The organism is Klebsiella sp. CN_Kp088, from assembly GCF_040064335.1.
Lineage (GTDB): Bacteria > Pseudomonadota > Gammaproteobacteria > Enterobacterales > Enterobacteriaceae > Klebsiella > Klebsiella aerogenes.
Genome location: NZ_JBEAIQ010000002.1, coordinates 1 through 14,059, shown reverse-complemented (window position 1 = coordinate 14,059; position 14,059 = coordinate 1). Strand labels below are relative to the sequence as shown.

30 protein-coding genes are annotated in these 14,059 nt (G+C 50.3%); 1 reads left to right on the top strand and 29 read right to left on the bottom strand.

Annotation, left to right across the window (positions count from 1 at the left end; genetic code table 11):
* Nucleotides 1–2: 2 nt before the first annotated feature.
* From rpsD to rpsJ, 26 genes are all read right to left on the bottom strand, one after another.
* On the bottom strand, nt 3–623 hold the full coding sequence (rpsD, locus tag ABLV08_RS03295; protein ID WP_002919224.1) for a 30S ribosomal protein S4: 621 nt from the start codon (nt 621–623) through the stop codon (nt 3–5).
* A gap of 32 nt (nt 624–655) precedes the next feature.
* Nucleotides 656–1,045, bottom strand: a complete 390-nt coding sequence (gene rpsK, locus ABLV08_RS03290) for a 30S ribosomal protein S11 (protein ID WP_004388621.1) — start codon at nt 1,043–1,045, stop codon at nt 656–658.
* 16 nt (nt 1,046–1,061) lie between these two features.
* Entirely contained in the window at nt 1,062–1,418 is a 357-nt protein-coding gene (rpsM, locus tag ABLV08_RS03285) for a 30S ribosomal protein S13 (protein WP_015369429.1), read from the bottom strand.
* Between the two features lie 146 nt (nt 1,419–1,564).
* Complete coding sequence (gene rpmJ / locus ABLV08_RS03280) at nt 1,565–1,681, bottom strand: 50S ribosomal protein L36 (protein ID WP_000868187.1); 117 nt, start codon at nt 1,679–1,681, stop codon at nt 1,565–1,567.
* A gap of 31 nt (nt 1,682–1,712) precedes the next feature.
* A complete protein-coding gene (gene secY, locus ABLV08_RS03275; RefSeq protein ID WP_015703640.1) occupies nt 1,713–3,044 on the bottom strand; it encodes a preprotein translocase subunit SecY in 1,332 nt (443 codons plus the stop codon).
* Between the two features lie 7 nt (nt 3,045–3,051).
* On the bottom strand, nt 3,052–3,486 hold the full coding sequence (gene rplO, locus ABLV08_RS03270; RefSeq protein ID WP_015369426.1) for a 50S ribosomal protein L15: 435 nt from the start codon (nt 3,484–3,486) through the stop codon (nt 3,052–3,054).
* Between the two features lie 3 nt (nt 3,487–3,489).
* Nucleotides 3,490–3,669, bottom strand: a complete 180-nt coding sequence (gene rpmD / locus ABLV08_RS03265; protein ID WP_001140434.1) for a 50S ribosomal protein L30 — start codon at nt 3,667–3,669, stop codon at nt 3,490–3,492.
* A 3-nt stretch (nt 3,670–3,672) separates the two neighbouring features.
* Nucleotides 3,673–4,176 carry a 30S ribosomal protein S5 gene (gene rpsE / locus ABLV08_RS03260; RefSeq protein ID WP_015703641.1) on the bottom strand — a complete coding sequence of 168 codons (504 nt, stop codon included), beginning with the start codon at nt 4,174–4,176 and terminating at the stop codon, nt 3,673–3,675.
* Between the two features lie 14 nt (nt 4,177–4,190).
* Complete coding sequence (gene rplR, locus ABLV08_RS03255; protein ID WP_006817270.1) at nt 4,191–4,544, bottom strand: 50S ribosomal protein L18; 354 nt, start codon at nt 4,542–4,544, stop codon at nt 4,191–4,193.
* A gap of 9 nt (nt 4,545–4,553) precedes the next feature.
* Nucleotides 4,554–5,087, bottom strand: a complete 534-nt coding sequence (rplF, locus tag ABLV08_RS03250; protein ID WP_008807049.1) for a 50S ribosomal protein L6 — start codon at nt 5,085–5,087, stop codon at nt 4,554–4,556.
* Between the two features lie 12 nt (nt 5,088–5,099).
* Nucleotides 5,100–5,492: a 30S ribosomal protein S8 gene (gene rpsH / locus ABLV08_RS03245; RefSeq protein WP_008807048.1), complete on the bottom strand. Its 393-nt coding sequence runs from the start codon at nt 5,490–5,492 to the stop codon at nt 5,100–5,102.
* A 33-nt stretch (nt 5,493–5,525) separates the two neighbouring features.
* Complete coding sequence (rpsN, locus tag ABLV08_RS03240; protein WP_002919667.1) at nt 5,526–5,831, bottom strand: 30S ribosomal protein S14; 306 nt, start codon at nt 5,829–5,831, stop codon at nt 5,526–5,528.
* A gap of 14 nt (nt 5,832–5,845) precedes the next feature.
* Entirely contained in the window at nt 5,846–6,385 is a 540-nt protein-coding gene (gene rplE, locus ABLV08_RS03235) for a 50S ribosomal protein L5 (RefSeq protein WP_003031123.1), read from the bottom strand.
* 14 nt (nt 6,386–6,399) lie between these two features.
* On the bottom strand, nt 6,400–6,714 hold the full coding sequence (gene rplX, locus ABLV08_RS03230) for a 50S ribosomal protein L24 (RefSeq protein WP_015369424.1): 315 nt from the start codon (nt 6,712–6,714) through the stop codon (nt 6,400–6,402).
* Between the two features lie 10 nt (nt 6,715–6,724).
* The gene (gene rplN / locus ABLV08_RS03225; protein WP_000613954.1) at nt 6,725–7,096 is read right to left on the bottom strand and encodes a 50S ribosomal protein L14; all 372 of its coding nucleotides are present in this window, start codon (nt 7,094–7,096) and stop codon (nt 6,725–6,727) included.
* Between the two features lie 164 nt (nt 7,097–7,260).
* Nucleotides 7,261–7,515, bottom strand: coding sequence for a 30S ribosomal protein S17 (gene rpsQ / locus ABLV08_RS03220; protein WP_002438707.1), 255 nt, complete (start codon nt 7,513–7,515; stop codon nt 7,261–7,263).
* Nucleotides 7,515–7,706, bottom strand: a complete 192-nt coding sequence (rpmC, locus tag ABLV08_RS03215; protein WP_002919754.1) for a 50S ribosomal protein L29 — start codon at nt 7,704–7,706, stop codon at nt 7,515–7,517. The genes rpsQ and rpmC overlap by 1 nt, the downstream gene beginning before the upstream one ends.
* Nucleotides 7,706–8,116 (bottom strand): 50S ribosomal protein L16, encoded by a 411-nt coding sequence (gene rplP / locus ABLV08_RS03210; RefSeq protein WP_002919759.1) that lies wholly within the window; start codon nt 8,114–8,116, stop codon nt 7,706–7,708. Before rplP ends, rpmC begins: the two co-directional genes overlap by 1 nt.
* A 12-nt stretch (nt 8,117–8,128) precedes the next feature.
* Entirely contained in the window at nt 8,129–8,827 is a 699-nt protein-coding gene (gene rpsC, locus ABLV08_RS03205) for a 30S ribosomal protein S3 (protein ID WP_002919766.1), read from the bottom strand.
* A gap of 17 nt (nt 8,828–8,844) precedes the next feature.
* The gene (gene rplV / locus ABLV08_RS03200; protein ID WP_002919773.1) at nt 8,845–9,177 is read right to left on the bottom strand and encodes a 50S ribosomal protein L22; all 333 of its coding nucleotides are present in this window, start codon (nt 9,175–9,177) and stop codon (nt 8,845–8,847) included.
* 14 nt (nt 9,178–9,191) lie between these two features.
* On the bottom strand, nt 9,192–9,470 hold the full coding sequence (gene rpsS, locus ABLV08_RS03195) for a 30S ribosomal protein S19 (RefSeq protein WP_001138115.1): 279 nt from the start codon (nt 9,468–9,470) through the stop codon (nt 9,192–9,194).
* A gap of 16 nt (nt 9,471–9,486) precedes the next feature.
* A complete protein-coding gene (gene rplB / locus ABLV08_RS03190) occupies nt 9,487–10,308 on the bottom strand; it encodes a 50S ribosomal protein L2 (protein ID WP_015369423.1) in 822 nt (273 codons plus the stop codon).
* A gap of 17 nt (nt 10,309–10,325) precedes the next feature.
* Nucleotides 10,326–10,628 (bottom strand): 50S ribosomal protein L23, encoded by a 303-nt coding sequence (rplW, locus tag ABLV08_RS03185; RefSeq protein ID WP_000617546.1) that lies wholly within the window; start codon nt 10,626–10,628, stop codon nt 10,326–10,328.
* Nucleotides 10,625–11,230: a 50S ribosomal protein L4 gene (gene rplD / locus ABLV08_RS03180; protein WP_000424395.1), complete on the bottom strand. Its 606-nt coding sequence runs from the start codon at nt 11,228–11,230 to the stop codon at nt 10,625–10,627. Before rplD ends, rplW begins: the two co-directional genes overlap by 4 nt.
* A 10-nt stretch (nt 11,231–11,240) precedes the next feature.
* The gene (gene rplC / locus ABLV08_RS03175) at nt 11,241–11,870 is read right to left on the bottom strand and encodes a 50S ribosomal protein L3 (protein ID WP_015369422.1); all 630 of its coding nucleotides are present in this window, start codon (nt 11,868–11,870) and stop codon (nt 11,241–11,243) included.
* 32 nt (nt 11,871–11,902) lie between these two features.
* Complete coding sequence (gene rpsJ / locus ABLV08_RS03170; RefSeq protein WP_001181005.1) at nt 11,903–12,214, bottom strand: 30S ribosomal protein S10; 312 nt, start codon at nt 12,212–12,214, stop codon at nt 11,903–11,905.
* A gap of 376 nt (nt 12,215–12,590) precedes the next feature.
* Here rpsJ and ABLV08_RS03165 point away from each other — a divergent pair, with 376 nt between their 5' ends.
* Nucleotides 12,591–13,073, top strand: a complete 483-nt coding sequence (locus ABLV08_RS03165; protein WP_015369421.1) for an A24 family peptidase — start codon at nt 12,591–12,593, stop codon at nt 13,071–13,073.
* On the opposite strand, the gene bfr is transcribed toward ABLV08_RS03165, so the two are convergent.
* The 3 genes from bfr to ABLV08_RS03150 all read right to left on the bottom strand — a co-directional run.
* The gene (gene bfr, locus ABLV08_RS03160; RefSeq protein ID WP_348855562.1) at nt 13,057–13,533 is read right to left on the bottom strand and encodes a bacterioferritin; all 477 of its coding nucleotides are present in this window, start codon (nt 13,531–13,533) and stop codon (nt 13,057–13,059) included. The two genes, ABLV08_RS03165 and bfr, sit on opposite strands and share 17 nt — an antisense overlap.
* A 74-nt stretch (nt 13,534–13,607) precedes the next feature.
* Nucleotides 13,608–13,802 (bottom strand): bacterioferritin-associated ferredoxin, encoded by a 195-nt coding sequence (bfd, locus tag ABLV08_RS03155; protein WP_015369419.1) that lies wholly within the window; start codon nt 13,800–13,802, stop codon nt 13,608–13,610.
* Between the two features lie 180 nt (nt 13,803–13,982).
* Nucleotides 13,983–14,059, bottom strand: a 77-nt coding sequence (locus ABLV08_RS03150; protein WP_072077167.1) for an elongation factor Tu, incomplete at its 5' end; no start/stop codon positions are given.

The window sequence follows — 14,059 nt, the reverse complement described above, 5'->3', positions numbered from 1 at the left end:
CTTTACTTGGAGTAAAGCTCGACGATCAGGTGTTCGTTAATGTCCGCAGACAGATCAGAACGCTCCGGCTGACGCTTGAACGTACCTTCCATCTTGCCAGCATCAACTTCCAGCCAGGTTGGCTTTTCACGCTGCTCAGCCAGCTCCAGAGCGGCTTTCACGCGAGATTGCTTTTTCGCTTTCTCACGGATGCTAACAACGTCATTCGCTTTTACCTGATAAGAAGCGATGTTAACAACACGACCGTTTACCATGATAGCCTTGTGGCTAACCAGCTGGCGTGCTTCAGCACGAGTGGCGCCGAAGCCCATACGGTATACAACGTTGTCCAGACGACCTTCCAGCAGAGCCAACAGGTTTTCACCGGTGTTGCCTTTCAGACGTGCTGCTTCTTTATAGTAGTTACGGAACTGACGCTCCAGCACACCGTACATACGGCGAACTTTTTGCTTTTCACGCAACTGCACACCATAGTCAGACAGACGCGGCTTACGCGCACCGTGCTGGCCAGGAGCTTGTTCAATTTTACACTTGGTATCGATCGCGCGAACGCCAGACTTAAGGAATAAGTCAGTGCCCTCACGACGGCTCAGCTTGAGCTTAGGACCCAAATATCTTGCCATTTTCTTTCTCCAACAATCCTAGAAACGAGGCGTTATACGCGACGTTTTTTCGGCGGACGACAACCGTTATGAGGGATCGGAGTCACATCAGTAATATTAGTGATGCGGAAACCAGCGGCGTTCAGTGCACGAATAGTAGATTCGCGACCTGGACCCGGACCTTTAACCATAACTTCCAGATTCTTGATGCCGTATTCTTTTACGGCTTCTGCGCAACGCTCTGCTGCAACCTGAGCTGCAAACGGAGTGGATTTGCGAGAACCACGGAAACCGGAACCACCGGCTGTTGCCCAACCCAGCGCGTTACCCTGACGATCAGTGATGGTAACGATGGTGTTGTTAAAAGAAGCATGGATATGAGCCACGCCATCAGAGACTTGTTTTCTTACACGCTTACGTGCACGAACTGGTGCCTTTGCCATTATTCAATCACCCCGATTATTTCTTGATCGGTTTACGCGGACCCTTACGGGTACGTGCGTTGGTCTTAGTACGCTGACCGCGAACCGGAAGACCACGACGATGGCGTAAACCACGGTAGCAACCAAGGTCCATCAGACGCTTGATGCTCAGGGTGATTTCACGGCGCAGATCACCTTCAACGACAAATTTACCTACTGCTTCACGCAGAGAATCAATCTGTTCTTCAGACAGCTCACTGATCTTAACATTTTCAGCGATACCCGTTTCAGCGCAGATGGCTTTAGAGCGGGTCTTGCCGATACCAAAAATTGCAGTTAAAGCAATTACGGTATGTTTCTGATCAGGAATGTTAATGCCTGCTATACGGGCCACTATGCACTCCTACTATTTAATATGTACGTACCATGCTGAAAAGCCCGTTTTCAGGATACTCAAATGGAAACGTACAGACATACAAAAGATTGGCTGGCTAATCTAGCCAGCTCAACCCAACTTTGCAAGAAAAATATGCGAATAAATCAGCCTTGGCGCTGTTTATGCTTTGGCTCGGCACTGCAAATCACACGGATGACACCATCACGCTTAACGATTTTGCAGTTACGGCATAATTTCTTGACGGAAGCACGAACTTTCATTTTTACTCTCCGTAACTTCTCGGGCGACCAGTTAGCGGCCGTAGCCTTTCAGGTTCGCCTTCTTCAATGCAGACTCATACTGACTAGACATCATCAGAGTTTGCACTTGAGCCATAAAGTCCATAATCACGACGACAACAATAAGCAGCGAGGTTCCACCGAAGTAGAACGGCACTTTCATTGCATCACGCATGAACTCCGGGATCAGGCAGATAAAAGTGATATACAACGCACCGACCAGAGTCAGGCGGGTCATTACTTTATCGATATACTTCGCCGTTTGTTCTCCCGGACGAATTCCTGGTACAAATGCACCGGACTTCTTCAGGTTATCTGCTGTTTCACGCGGGTTGAAAACCAACGCCGTGTAGAAGAAACAGAAGAAGATGATTGCAGACGCATAGAGTAACACATAAAGCGGTTGCCCAGGCTGCAAATACAGCGAAATTGTTGTCAGCCAGTTCCAACCAGTACCGCCCCCGAACCATGACGTGATGGTCGCCGGGAACAGAATAATACTGGAAGCGAAGATTGCCGGGATTACCCCCGCCATATTCACTTTCAGCGGTAAATGTGTGCTCTGTGCAGCATAGACACGACGACCCTGTTGACGCTTAGCGTAGTTTACCACAATGCGGCGTTGACCACGTTCAACGAATACAACGAAGAAGGTCACTGCAAATACTAATACTGCAACCAACAGCAACAGGAGGAAGTGCAGGTCGCCTTGACGCGCTTGCTCGATAGTATGGGCGATGGCCGGCGGGAGTCCCGCAACGATCCCGGCGAAGATCAGGATCGAGATACCGTTTCCGATACCGCGTTCGGTGATCTGTTCGCCGAGCCACATCAGGAACATAGTCCCTGTGACCAGACTAACAACAGCGGTGAAATAGAATGCAAAGCCCGGATTAATCACCAGGCCCTGCATACCAGGCATATTCGGCAGACCGGTAGCAATACCGATCGACTGGAATATAGCCAGCACCAGAGTACCGTAGCGGGTGTACTGGCTGATCTTACGACGACCAGACTCCCCTTCTTTCTTCAGTTCTGCCAGCGGTTGATAAACAACGGTCAGCAGCTGGACAATGATCGACGCCGAAATATACGGCATGATCCCCAGAGCAAAGATAGAAGCACGGCTGAGAGCACCACCAGAGAACATGTTAAACATTTCAATGATGGTGCCTCGCTGTTGCTCAAGCAGTTTGGCAAGTACAGTGGCATCAATACCAGGGATCGGAATAAAAGAGCCAATACGGAACACAATCAGCGCACCGATAACAAACAAAAGTCTGCGTTTCAGTTCGCCAATTCCACCTTTGGCACTTTGAAAATCTAATCCCGGTTGTTTAGCCATCTGCTACTTATTCCTCAATTTTACCGCCAGCAGCTTCGATAGCAGCACGAGCGCCTTTAGTCACGCGCAGGCCACGAACAGTTACCGGACGAGTTACCTCACCAGACAGGATCACTTTCGCGAACTCGATCTGGATACCGATAATGTTAGCCGCTTTCAGCGTGTTCAGGTCTACCACATCGCCTTCTACGTGAGCCAGATCAGACAGACGAACTTCTGCAGTGATCATTGCTTTACGAGAAGTGAAGCCGAATTTCGGCAGACGACGGTACAGTGGCATCTGACCACCCTCGAAACCGCGACGTACGCCACCGCCAGAACGAGAGTTCTGACCTTTGTGACCACGACCACCGGTTTTACCGAGGCCAGAACCGATACCACGACCCAGGCGTTTACCCGCCTTTTTGGAGCCTTCGGCCGGAGACAGAGTATTTAAACGCATCTCTTACTCCTCAACTTTAACCATGAAGGAAACCGCGTTGACCATACCACGAACAGCAGGAGTATCCTCGCGCTCTACGGTGTGACCAATACGACGCAGACCCAGGCCAAGCAGCGTTGCCTTGTGTTTCGGCAAACGACCGATTGCACTGCGGGTTTGAGTAATTTTAATAGTCTTTGCCATGGTTTATTTCCCCAGAATTTCTTCAACGGATTTACCACGCTTGGCAGCGACCATATCTGGAGACTTCATATTTTCCAGGCCATCAATAGTTGCACGAACCACGTTGATCGGGTTGGTGGAACCATATGCTTTAGCCAGAACGTTACGAACCCCAGCGACTTCCAGAACGGCGCGCATTGCACCACCGGCGATGATACCGGTACCTTCGGAAGCCGGCTGCATGAATACACGAGAACCCGTGTGAGTACCCTTAACCGGGTGCTGCAGGGTGCCAGTATTCAGCGCGACGTTAATCATATTGCGACGGGCTTTTTCCATCGCTTTCTGGATCGCTGCTGGAACTTCACGCGCTTTACCGTAACCAAAACCTACGCGACCGTTACCGTCACCAACTACAGTCAGAGCTGTGAAGGAGAAAATACGACCACCTTTAACGGTTTTAGATACGCGGTTTACCGCGATCAGCTTTTCCTGCAGTTCGCCAGCTTGTTTTTCGATGTGAGCCATCTTACACCTCTACCTTAGAACTGAAGGCCAGCTTCACGGGCAGCATCTGCCAGTGCCTGGACACGACCATGATATTGGAACCCGGAACGGTCAAAGGAAACATCTTTGATGCCTTTTTCCAGAGCGCGTTCAGCAACAGCTTTACCCACAGCTGCAGCCGCGTCTTTGTTACCGGTGTACTTCAGTTGTTCAGAGATAGCTTTTTCTACAGTAGAAGCAGCTACCAGAACTTCAGAACCATTCGGAGCAATTACCTGTGCGTAAATATGACGCGGGGTACGATGTACCACCAGGCGAGTTGCACCCAGCTCCTGGAGCTTGCGGCGTGCGCGGGTCGCACGACGGATACGAGCAGATTTCTTATCCATAGTGTTACCTTACTTCTTCTTAGCCTCTTTGGTACGCACGACTTCGTCGGCGTAACGAACACCCTTGCCTTTGTAAGGCTCAGGACGACGGTAGGCGCGCAGATCTGCTGCAACCTGACCGATCACCTGCTTATCAGCGCCTTTCAGCACGATTTCAGTTTGAGTCGGGCATTCTGCAGTGATACCGGCCGGCAGCTTATGTTCAACAGGATGAGAGAAACCTAAAGCCAGGTTTACTACATCCCCTTTAACCGCTGCACGATAGCCTACACCAACCAGCTGAAGCTTTTTAGTGAAGCCTTCGGTAACACCGATAACCATTGAGTTCAGCAGGGCACGCGCGGTACCAGCCTGAGCCCATCCGTCTACGTAACCATCACGCGGACCGAAGGTCAGTGCATTATCTGCATGTTTAACTTCAACAGCATCGTTGAGAGTACGAGTCAGCTCGCCATTTTTACCTTTGATCGTAATAACCTGACCGTTGACTTTAACGTCAACGCCGGCAGGAACAACGACCGGTGCTTTAGCAACACGAGACATTTTTTCCTCCGATTAGGCTACGTAGCAGATAATTTCGCCACCAAGACCAGCTTGGCGCGCTGCACGATCAGTCATAACACCTTTAGAGGTAGAAACAACTGCGATACCCAGACCCGCCATAACTTTCGGCAGCTCATCTTTACGTTTGTAGATGCGCAGACCTGGGCGGCTGACACGCTGAATGCTTTCTACAACAGCTTTACCCTGGAAATACTTAAGAGTCAGTTCCAGTTCCGGCTTGATGTCGCCTTCAACTTTAAAATCTTCAATAAAGCCTTCTTCCTTCAGCACGTTGGCAATTGCCACTTTCAGCTTGGAGGAAGGCATGGTGACCGCAGCTTTATTCGCGGCCTGACCGTTACGGATACGGGTCAGCATATCCGCGATCGGATCTTGCATGCTCATCTGTCTTTACTCCCGTGATTCAATTGGTGACAATTACCAGCTAGCCTTTTTCAGACCCGGGATTTCACCGCGCATAGCGGCTTCACGGACCTTAATACGGCTCAACCCGAACTTCCGCAGGAAACCATGCGGACGACCTGTTTGACGGCAGCGATTACGCTGACGAGACGGGCTGGAATCACGCGGCAGAGTCTGCAGCTTGAGAACAGCGTTCCAACGATCTTCGTCGGTTGCGTTCACATCAGAGATGATAGCTTTCAGTTCAGCGCGTTTAGCGAAGAATTTATCAGCTAAAGCCACGCGCTTTACTTCGCGTGCTTTCATTGATTGCTTAGCCATTAAGTAACCCTACCTTACTTGCGGAACGGGAAGTCAAAGGCAGCCAGCAGAGCGCGGCCTTCTTCATCAGATTTCGCAGTAGTGGTAATGGTAATATCCAAACCACGAACGCGGTCGACTTTATCGTAGTCGATTTCTGGGAAGATGATCTGCTCACGGACACCCATGCTGTAGTTACCACGACCGTCGAAAGACTTAGCGGACAAGCCACGGAAGTCACGGATACGCGGTACAGCAATAGTGATCAGGCGCTCAAAGAACTCCCACATGCGCTCGCCGCGCAGAGTTACTTTACAGCCGATCGGATAGCCCTGACGGATTTTGAAGCCTGCAACTGATTTGCGTGCTTTGGTGATCAGCGGTTTTTGACCGGAGATTGCTGTCAGGTCAGCTGCTGCGTTATCCAGCAGTTTCTTGTCAGCGATCGCTTCACCAACACCCATGTTCAGGGTGATCTTCTCGACCCGAGGGACTTGCATGACAGAATTGTAGTTAAACTCAGTCATGAGTTTAGCGACTACTTCGTCTTTGTAGTAATCATGCAGTTTCGCCATCGTACTACTCCAAATTACTTGATAGTTTCGCTATTAGATTTGAAGAAACGGACTTTTTTGCCGTCTTCGAATCTAAAGCCTACACGGTCAGCCTTGCCGGTTGCCGCGTTGAAGATAGCAAGGTTAGAGACTTGAATAGCTGCTTCTTTCTCTACGATGCCGCCTGGTTGGTTCAGGGCCGGAACCGGCTTCTGATGTTTCTTAACCAGATTGATACCTTCAACAATGACCTTGCCGGAAGACAGGACATTTTTAACTTTACCGCGTTTACCTTTATCTTTACCGGTTAACACGATAACTTCGTCATCACGACGGATTTTCGCTGCCATGATTCGCTCCTTAGAGTACTTCTGGTGCCAGAGAGATAATTTTCATGAACTTCTCGTTACGAAGTTCACGAGTTACCGGCCCAAAAATACGCGTACCGATAGGTTGCTCGCTGTTATTGTTTAAAATAACGCATGCATTACCATCGAAGCGAATGACAGAACCGTCCGGGCGACGAACACCCTTCTTGGTGCGCACCACTACCGCCTTCAGCACATCACCTTTCTTGACCTTACCACGCGGAATTGCTTCTTTGATGGTGATCTTGATGATGTCGCCTACGCCTGCGTAGCGACGGTGCGAGCCACCCAGAACCTTGATACACATTACGCGACGTGCACCGGAGTTGTCGGCGACGTTCAGCATAGTCTGTTCTTGGATCATTTTAGTGCTCCGCTAATGTCAACTACTACTGGGACCCAAAAGCTGGGTCGTTAAAAAGCCCCATATCGAGGGCGCGGCATTATAACACCGCTTCTGCAATATGGGTAGAAAAAATAAACGGCCCATCGCTGAGCCGTTTATTCGTATTGAGAATGCGTACTCTATTACAGAACCGCTTTCTCTACAACGCGAACCAGCGTCCAGGACTTAGTCTTGGACAGTGGACGGCATTCACGGATTTCAACCTTGTCGCCGATACCACATTCGTTGTTCTCGTCATGTACGTGCAGTTTGGTCGTACGTTTGATGAATTTACCGTAGATCGGGTGTTTCACAAAACGTTCGATAGCAACAACAATGGATTTCTCCATTTTGTCGCTAACTACGCGACCTTGCAGAGTACGGATTTTATCGGTCATTACGCACCCGCCTTCTGAGTCAGTAAAGTCTTAACGCGTGCAACATCACGACGCACTTGCTTCAGCAGATGAGTCTGTTGCAGCTGGCCACTTGCAGCCTGCATACGCAGGTTGAACTGCTCACGCAGCAGGTTCAGCAGCTCAGCGTTCAGCTCTTCAACGCTTTTTTCACGCAGCTCTTTTGCTTTCATTACATCACCGTCTTAGTTACAAAGGTGGTTTTGATCGGCAGTTTCGCTGCTGCCAGGCCGAATGCTTCACGGGCCAGCTCTTCCGGTACGCCGTCCATTTCATAAAGGACTTTACCCGGCTGAATCAAGGCAACCCAGTACTCCACGTTACCTTTACCTTTACCCATACGAACTTCCAGCGGCTTCTCGGTGATCGGTTTGTCCGGGAATACACGGATCCAGATCTTACCTTGACGCTTAACTGCACGGGTCATAGCACGACGTGCTGCTTCGATCTGACGTGCAGTCAGACGACCACGGCCAACAGCTTTCAGACCGAAAGTGCCGAAGCTAACATCCGTACCCTGCGCCAGACCACGGTTGCGGCCTTTGTGCACTTTACGGAATTTTGTACGCTTTGGTTGTAACATCAGCGACGCTCCTTATTTACGGCCTTTACGCTGCTGCTTTTTAGGTTGAGCAGCCGGTTCCGGTTGTTCAACAGCAGCCATACCACCCAGGATCTCACCTTTGAAGATCCATACCTTAACGCCGATTACACCGTAAGTGGTGTGCGCTTCAGAGGTGTTGTAGTCGATGTCAGCACGCAGAGTGTGCAGCGGTACGCGACCTTCACGGTACCATTCGGTACGTGCGATTTCCGCGCCGCCCAGACGGCCGCTAACTTCAACTTTGATACCTTTAGCGCCCAGACGCATTGCGTTCTGTACAGCACGCTTCATAGCACGACGGAACATAACGCGACGTTCCAGCTGAGAAGTGATGCTGTCAGCAACCAATTTAGCGTCCAGTTCAGGCTTACGAACTTCGGCAATATTGATCTGTGCAGGAACGCCAGCGATATCCGCTACGACCTTGCGCAGTTTTTCTACGTCTTCGCCTTTCTTACCGATAACGATACCCGGGCGAGCAGTGTGAATGGTCACACGGATGCTCTTAGCCGGACGCTCGATAACGATGCGAGATACAGACGCTTTAGCCAGCTCTTTAGTTAAGAACTGACGTACTTTAAAATCGCTGTCCAGGTTGTCAGCGAATTCTTTGGTGTTCGCGAACCAGGTAGAGTTCCATGGTTTGACAATACCCAGGCGAATACCATTAGGATGTACTTTCTGACCCATTGCTAGTCTCCAGAGTCTCAGCGATCGGACACAACCACAGTGATGTGGCTGGTGCGCTTCAGGATGCGATCTGCACGACCTTTAGCACGCGGCATAATGCGCTTCATGCTCGGGCCTTCGTCTACGAAAATTTTCGCAACTTTCAGATCATCAATGTCAGCGCCATCGTTGTGTTCAGCGTTAGCAATGGCAGATTCCAGTACCTTCTTGACCAGTACAGCAGCTTTTTTGTTGGTGTAGGTCAGAATATCCAGGGCCTGCGACACTTTCTTACCGCGAATCAGGTCAGCTACAAGGCGAACCTTCTGAGCAGAAGAACGAGCATGGCGATGTTGAGCTAAAGTTTCCATCTCTTCCTCCTACCTTATTTCTTCTTCGCTTTTTTATCAGCAGCGTGGCCGCGATAAGTACGAGTCGGTGCGAATTCACCCAGTTTGTGACCAACCATTTCGTCGGAAACAAAGACTGGAACGTGCTGACGACCATTATGGACAGCGATGGTCAAACCGATCATGTTAGGAAAGATCGTTGAACGACGGGACCAAGTGCGCAGGGGCTTCTTGTCTCCGCTTTCCACCGCTTTCTCTACCTTCTTCAGCAAGTGCAGGTCAATAAAAGGACCTTTCTTGAGAGAACGTGGCATGGCTTATCCTCTAAAATTATTTGCTACGGCGACGTACGATGAATTTATCAGTACGCTTGTTGCTGCGGGTCTTCTTACCTTTGGTCTGCAGGCCCCACGGGGATACCGGGTGCTTACCAAAGTTACGACCTTCACCACCACCATGTGGGTGATCGACTGGGTTCATCGCAGTACCGCGAACGGTAGGACGAACACCACGCCAGCGTGCAGCACCTGCTTTACCCAGAACGCGCAGCATATGCTCAGCATTGCCAACTTCGCCCAGAGTAGCGCGGCAGTCTGCTTCGACTTTACGCATTTCACCAGAACGCAGACGCAGGGTGACATAAGCACCGTCACGAGCAACGATCTGAACGTAAGTACCAGCGGAACGAGCCAGCTGACCGCCTTTACCTGGTTTCATTTCTACGTTATGAACGGTAGAACCAACCGGGATATTGCGCATCGGCAGGGTGTTGCCTGCTTTGATTGCAGCATCAACGCCAGACTGAATCTGGTCGCCAGCTTTCAGGCCTTTCGGGGCCAGAATGTAACGGCGCTCACCGTCTTTGTACAGAACCAGCGCGATGTTCGCGGAACGGTTCGGATCGTACTCAAGACGTTCAACAACTGCCGGGATACCATCTTTGTTGCGTTTGAAGTCAACAATACGGTAAGCCTGCTTGTGACCACCACCGATATGACGAGTGGTGATACGGCCATTGTTGTTACGACCGCCGGATTTGCTGTTTTTTTCAACCAGCGGAGCAAAAGGTTTGCCCTTGTGCAGCTCTGGGTTGACCACTTTAACAACGTGGCGACGACCCGGAGATGTCGGTTTACATTTAACAACTGCCATTGTATTACTCCTCCGACTTACTCAGCGCCGCCGACGAAGTCCAGATTCTGGCCTTCCTTCAGGGTGACGTAAGCTTTTTTCCAGTCGCTACGACGACCGATACGCTGTCCGTGACGTTTAACTTTCCCTTTAACTACCAGGGTGTTAACGACTTCGACTTCGACTTCAAACAGTTTCTGCACAGCAGCTTTAATTTCTGCTTTGGTCGCGTCTTTAGCAACTTTGAGAACGATGGTGTTGGTTTTTTCCATCGCAGTAGACGCTTTTTCAGAAACGTGCGGTGCGCGCAGCACCTTCAGCAGACGTTCTTCACGAATCATGCCAGCATCTCCTCAACTTGCTTAACAGCATCAGCAGTCATTACGACTTTGTCGAAGGCGATCAGGCTAACCGGGTCGATACCAGTCGCATCGCGTACGTCAACCTTGTGCAGGTTACGTGCGGCCAGGAACAGGTTCTCGTCCAGCTCACCGGTGATGATCAGCACATCTTCCAGAGCCATGTCTTTCAGTTTCTGAGCCAGCAGCTTAGTTTTAGGCGCTTCTACAGAGAACTTCTCGACAACGATCAGACGATCCTGACGTACCAGTTCGGACAGAATGCTTTTCAGCGCGCCGCGGTACATCTTCTTGTTAACTTTTTGACTGTGGTCCTGCGGACGAGCAGCGAAGGTTACGCCACCGGAACGCCAGATCGGGCTCTTGATAGAACCTGAACGCGCACGGCCGGTACCTTTCTGGCGCCATGGCTTTTTGCCTGAACCAGTTACTTCAGCACGAGTCTTCTGAGCACGAGTACCCTGACGCGCACCAGCTGCATAAGCAACAACAACCTGGTGAACCAGCGCTTCGTTGAAATCACGACCGAAGGTAGTTTCGGAAACAGTCAGCGCGCTCTGCGCGTCTTTCAATACTAATTCCATTGCTATCCCCTTACGCCTTCACAGCTGGTTTAACGATCAGGTCGCAGCCGGTTGCACCCGGAACACCACCTTTAACCAGCAGCAGGTTGCGCTCAGCGTCAACACGTACTACGTCCAGGCTCTGAACAGTAACGCGTTCGTTGCCCAGCTGACCTGCCATTTTCTTGCCTTTGAACACTTTGCCCGGAGTCTGGTTCTGACCGATAGAACCCGGAACGCGGTGAGACAAGGAGTTACCGTGGGTAGCGTCCTGGGTACGGAAGTTCCAGCGCTTAACGGTACCAGCGAAACCTTTACCTTTAGAGGTACCGGTTACGTCAACTTTTTTAACGTCAGCAAACAGTTCAACGCTAATGTTCTGACCAACGGTGTATTCTTCACCATCTGCCAGACGGAATTCCCACAGGCCGCGGCCAGCTTCTACGCCAGCTTTAGCAAAGTGACCAGCTTCCGGCTTAGTTACACGGTTAGCTTTTTTAGCACCAGTGGTAACCTGAATAGCGCGATAGCCATCGTTAGCCAGATCTTTGACCTGAGTAACGCGGTTTGCTTCAACTTCGATAACGGTTACTGGGATAGAGACGCCATCTTCAGTGAAGATGCGGGTCATACCCACTTTTTTACCGACTAAACCAATCATTGTATCAACCTCTCAATCGCTCGATGACCTGATTAACCCAGGCTGATCTGCACGTCTACACCGGCAGCCAGGTCCAGACGCATCAGAGCATCAACGGTTTTTTCAGTTGGCTCAACGATGTCAACCAGACGCTTGTGAGTACGAATCTCGTACTGATCACGCGCATCTTTGTTGACGTGCGGAGAGATCAGAACGGTGAAACGCTCTTTGCGGGTCGGCAGCGGGATCGGACCACGGACTTGCGCACCAGTGCGCTTAGCAGTCTCGACGATTTCCGCGGTTGATTGATCGATCAGACGATGATCAAACGCTTTAAGGCGGATACGGATTCTTTGGTTCTGCATGAGACCAGAGCTCCAATTATTTTATAGACGAAATGATTACTCCTCATACCCATTACGATTGATGGGAGAGTGTAACCGTTCTTACAGAGTTCCCCGATTGGGAACATTGTTAGGTAGCAAACTGCGCTACCAGGGCTCATATCGAACCGGCCGTCAATTTTGACAGGCCCGCGCATTATACGCAAATTCAGGCGCGACGCAAGTGCTGATTAGAAAATCATCACCACAATTTGCGCGTCTTCTCGCCCAGGCGCTCGGCAATGCAATAACACGATAAATAAGTCAGGAAGCAGCCATCCATCTTGCACAAATGCGCTTTGCGCTAACGCGCGACGATAAGCAAAGTGAGCGCATTATCCCCGAACAGGAGTGTTCCATGCTTACCGTCCTCCCCTTCTTAGTTTGTTATTGTGGATTAACCCTGGCGTTATGCCGGCAGGACCTGCTTCGCGGTCTTCTTCCTGACAGCCTCACCTGTCCCCTGCTGTGGAGCGGTTTTGTTTTTTACCTGTGTCTGGCGCCGCAGCGGCTAGAGGATGCCGTCTGGGGGGCAATTGCAGGCTATCTCATTTTTGCCCTGCTCTACTGGCTATATAGGGTGTTTCGCGGCTATGAGGGATTAGGATACGGCGACATTAAATATCTTGCCGCCCTCGGCGCCTGGCACGGCTGGCAGAGGTTGCCGCAACTGGTGTTGGCCGCATCGCTGCTTGCCGGGATGGCATGGGTGATATTGGCGTTGTTCAGGAGGAGTAAGCAACAACGATGGGGTTTGAACAACCCGCTGCCGTTTGGGCCATTTCTGACTGCAGCGGGTTTTTGGTGCGGGTGGCAGACGTTCGCTAGTCTGACACTTTGATCTGCGATTGAAGGTAATTTTGCAGACCGATTTTGCCGATCAGATCTAACTCGGTTTCCAGCCAGTCAATATGGCCTTCCTCATCGGCAAGGATTTCAATCATCATATCGCGACTGACATAATCATGAACGCTGTCGGCATAGGCGATTGCCTCACGCAGGTTTTGCGCGCCTTCGAGCTCCAGCCGTAAGTCAGAGTGCAGCATCTCTTCGACATCCTCACCGATGCCAAGTTTGCCAAGATCCTGCAGGTTAGGCAGCCCTTCAAGAAACAAAATACGCTCGATGTACTTATCGGCGTGTTTCATCTCATCGATAGATTCATGATATTCAATATCGTTGAGGCGCATCAGGCCCCAGTTCTTGAACATTCTTGCATGAAGAAAATACTGGTTAATAGCAACCAGTTCGTTTCCCAATAATTTATTGAGATAACTTATGATTTTGACATCACCTTTCATTATAAAGTCCCTCCGCTTCCACTTATTGAAGCGTAGTCCGGGCTATAAGGATGTCAAAAAGAGAAGAGTCGCGATCAGGCGATTTCTTTGAATTCCGGCATGCTGGTTAATTCATCTTCCATCACTTCACGTGCCGCGCGGACGCACTTACCACATTGATTTCCAACGGGAATAAACTTGCGTAATTGTTGAAAAGATTGCGGTTGAAATTGACGCACAACCTGACGGATTTTTTTATCGCTTACGCCATTGCACAAACAAACGTACATATAAACTCCCGTTCAATTTATGCACAAAGTTTAAATGAGAATAGTTATGATTACAATAGACTGTTTATTAATTATCCCTGGCGGCGCACTTTATGAATATTTATACCATCGCGGCTTATCACCAAATCATAGACAGCAAAAAGGGCGCCGAAGCGCCCTTTTTAATTCAAAGCTAACGAATTAGCCCAGAACTTTAGCTACAACGCCCGCGCCAACGGTACGGCCGCCTTCACGGATTGCGAAACGCAGACCATCGT

Bases quoted from the DNA above. Each gene is read 5' to 3' on its own strand.
- rpsK (WP_004388621.1), bottom strand. From the start codon at position 1,045: ATGGCAAAGGCACCAGTTCGTGCACGTAAGCGTGTAAGAAAACAAGTC.
- rpsS (WP_001138115.1), bottom strand. From the start codon at position 9,470: ATGCCACGTTCTCTCAAGAAAGGTCCTTTTATTGACCTGCACTTGCTG.
- rpmC (WP_002919754.1), bottom strand. From the start codon at position 7,706: ATGAAAGCAAAAGAGCTGCGTGAAAAAAGCGTTGAAGAGCTGAACGCT.
- rplE (WP_003031123.1), bottom strand. From the start codon at position 6,385: ATGGCGAAACTGCATGATTACTACAAAGACGAAGTAGTCGCTAAACTC.
- rplR (WP_006817270.1), bottom strand. From the start codon at position 4,544: ATGGATAAGAAATCTGCTCGTATCCGTCGTGCGACCCGCGCACGCCGC.
- rpsQ (WP_002438707.1), bottom strand. From the start codon at position 7,515: ATGACCGATAAAATCCGTACTCTGCAAGGTCGCGTAGTTAGCGACAAA.
- rplW (WP_000617546.1), bottom strand. From the start codon at position 10,628: ATGATTCGTGAAGAACGTCTGCTGAAGGTGCTGCGCGCACCGCACGTT.
- rplN (WP_000613954.1), bottom strand. From the start codon at position 7,096: ATGATCCAAGAACAGACTATGCTGAACGTCGCCGACAACTCCGGTGCA.
- rpmJ (WP_000868187.1), bottom strand. From the start codon at position 1,681: ATGAAAGTTCGTGCTTCCGTCAAGAAATTATGCCGTAACTGCAAAATC.
- rpsN (WP_002919667.1), bottom strand. From the start codon at position 5,831: ATGGCTAAGCAATCAATGAAAGCACGCGAAGTAAAGCGCGTGGCTTTA.
- rplV (WP_002919773.1), bottom strand. From the start codon at position 9,177: ATGGAAACTTTAGCTCAACATCGCCATGCTCGTTCTTCTGCTCAGAAG.
- ABLV08_RS03165 (WP_015369421.1), top strand. From the start codon at position 12,591: ATGCTTACCGTCCTCCCCTTCTTAGTTTGTTATTGTGGATTAACCCTG.
- rplX (WP_015369424.1), bottom strand. From the start codon at position 6,714: ATGGCAGCGAAAATCCGTCGTGATGACGAAGTTATCGTGTTAACCGGT.
- rplB (WP_015369423.1), bottom strand. From the start codon at position 10,308: ATGGCAGTTGTTAAATGTAAACCGACATCTCCGGGTCGTCGCCACGTT.
- rplC (WP_015369422.1), bottom strand. From the start codon at position 11,870: ATGATTGGTTTAGTCGGTAAAAAAGTGGGTATGACCCGCATCTTCACT.
- bfd (WP_015369419.1), bottom strand. From the start codon at position 13,802: ATGTACGTTTGTTTGTGCAATGGCGTAAGCGATAAAAAAATCCGTCAG.
- rpsJ (WP_001181005.1), bottom strand. From the start codon at position 12,214: ATGCAGAACCAAAGAATCCGTATCCGCCTTAAAGCGTTTGATCATCGT.
- rplO (WP_015369426.1), bottom strand. From the start codon at position 3,486: ATGCGTTTAAATACTCTGTCTCCGGCCGAAGGCTCCAAAAAGGCGGGT.
- rpsE (WP_015703641.1), bottom strand. From the start codon at position 4,176: ATGGCTCACATCGAAAAACAAGCTGGCGAACTGCAGGAAAAGCTGATC.
- rpmD (WP_001140434.1), bottom strand. From the start codon at position 3,669: ATGGCAAAGACTATTAAAATTACTCAAACCCGCAGTGCAATCGGTCGT.
- rpsC (WP_002919766.1), bottom strand. From the start codon at position 8,827: ATGGGTCAGAAAGTACATCCTAATGGTATTCGCCTGGGTATTGTCAAA.
- rpsH (WP_008807048.1), bottom strand. From the start codon at position 5,492: ATGAGCATGCAAGATCCGATCGCGGATATGCTGACCCGTATCCGTAAC.
- rpsD (WP_002919224.1), bottom strand. From the start codon at position 623: ATGGCAAGATATTTGGGTCCTAAGCTCAAGCTGAGCCGTCGTGAGGGC.
- rplD (WP_000424395.1), bottom strand. From the start codon at position 11,230: ATGGAATTAGTATTGAAAGACGCGCAGAGCGCGCTGACTGTTTCCGAA.
- bfr (WP_348855562.1), bottom strand. From the start codon at position 13,533: ATGAAAGGTGATGTCAAAATCATAAGTTATCTCAATAAATTATTGGGA.
- rplP (WP_002919759.1), bottom strand. From the start codon at position 8,116: ATGTTACAACCAAAGCGTACAAAATTCCGTAAAGTGCACAAAGGCCGC.
- rplF (WP_008807049.1), bottom strand. From the start codon at position 5,087: ATGTCTCGTGTTGCTAAAGCACCGGTCGTTGTTCCTGCCGGCGTTGAC.
- secY (WP_015703640.1), bottom strand. From the start codon at position 3,044: ATGGCTAAACAACCGGGATTAGATTTTCAAAGTGCCAAAGGTGGAATT.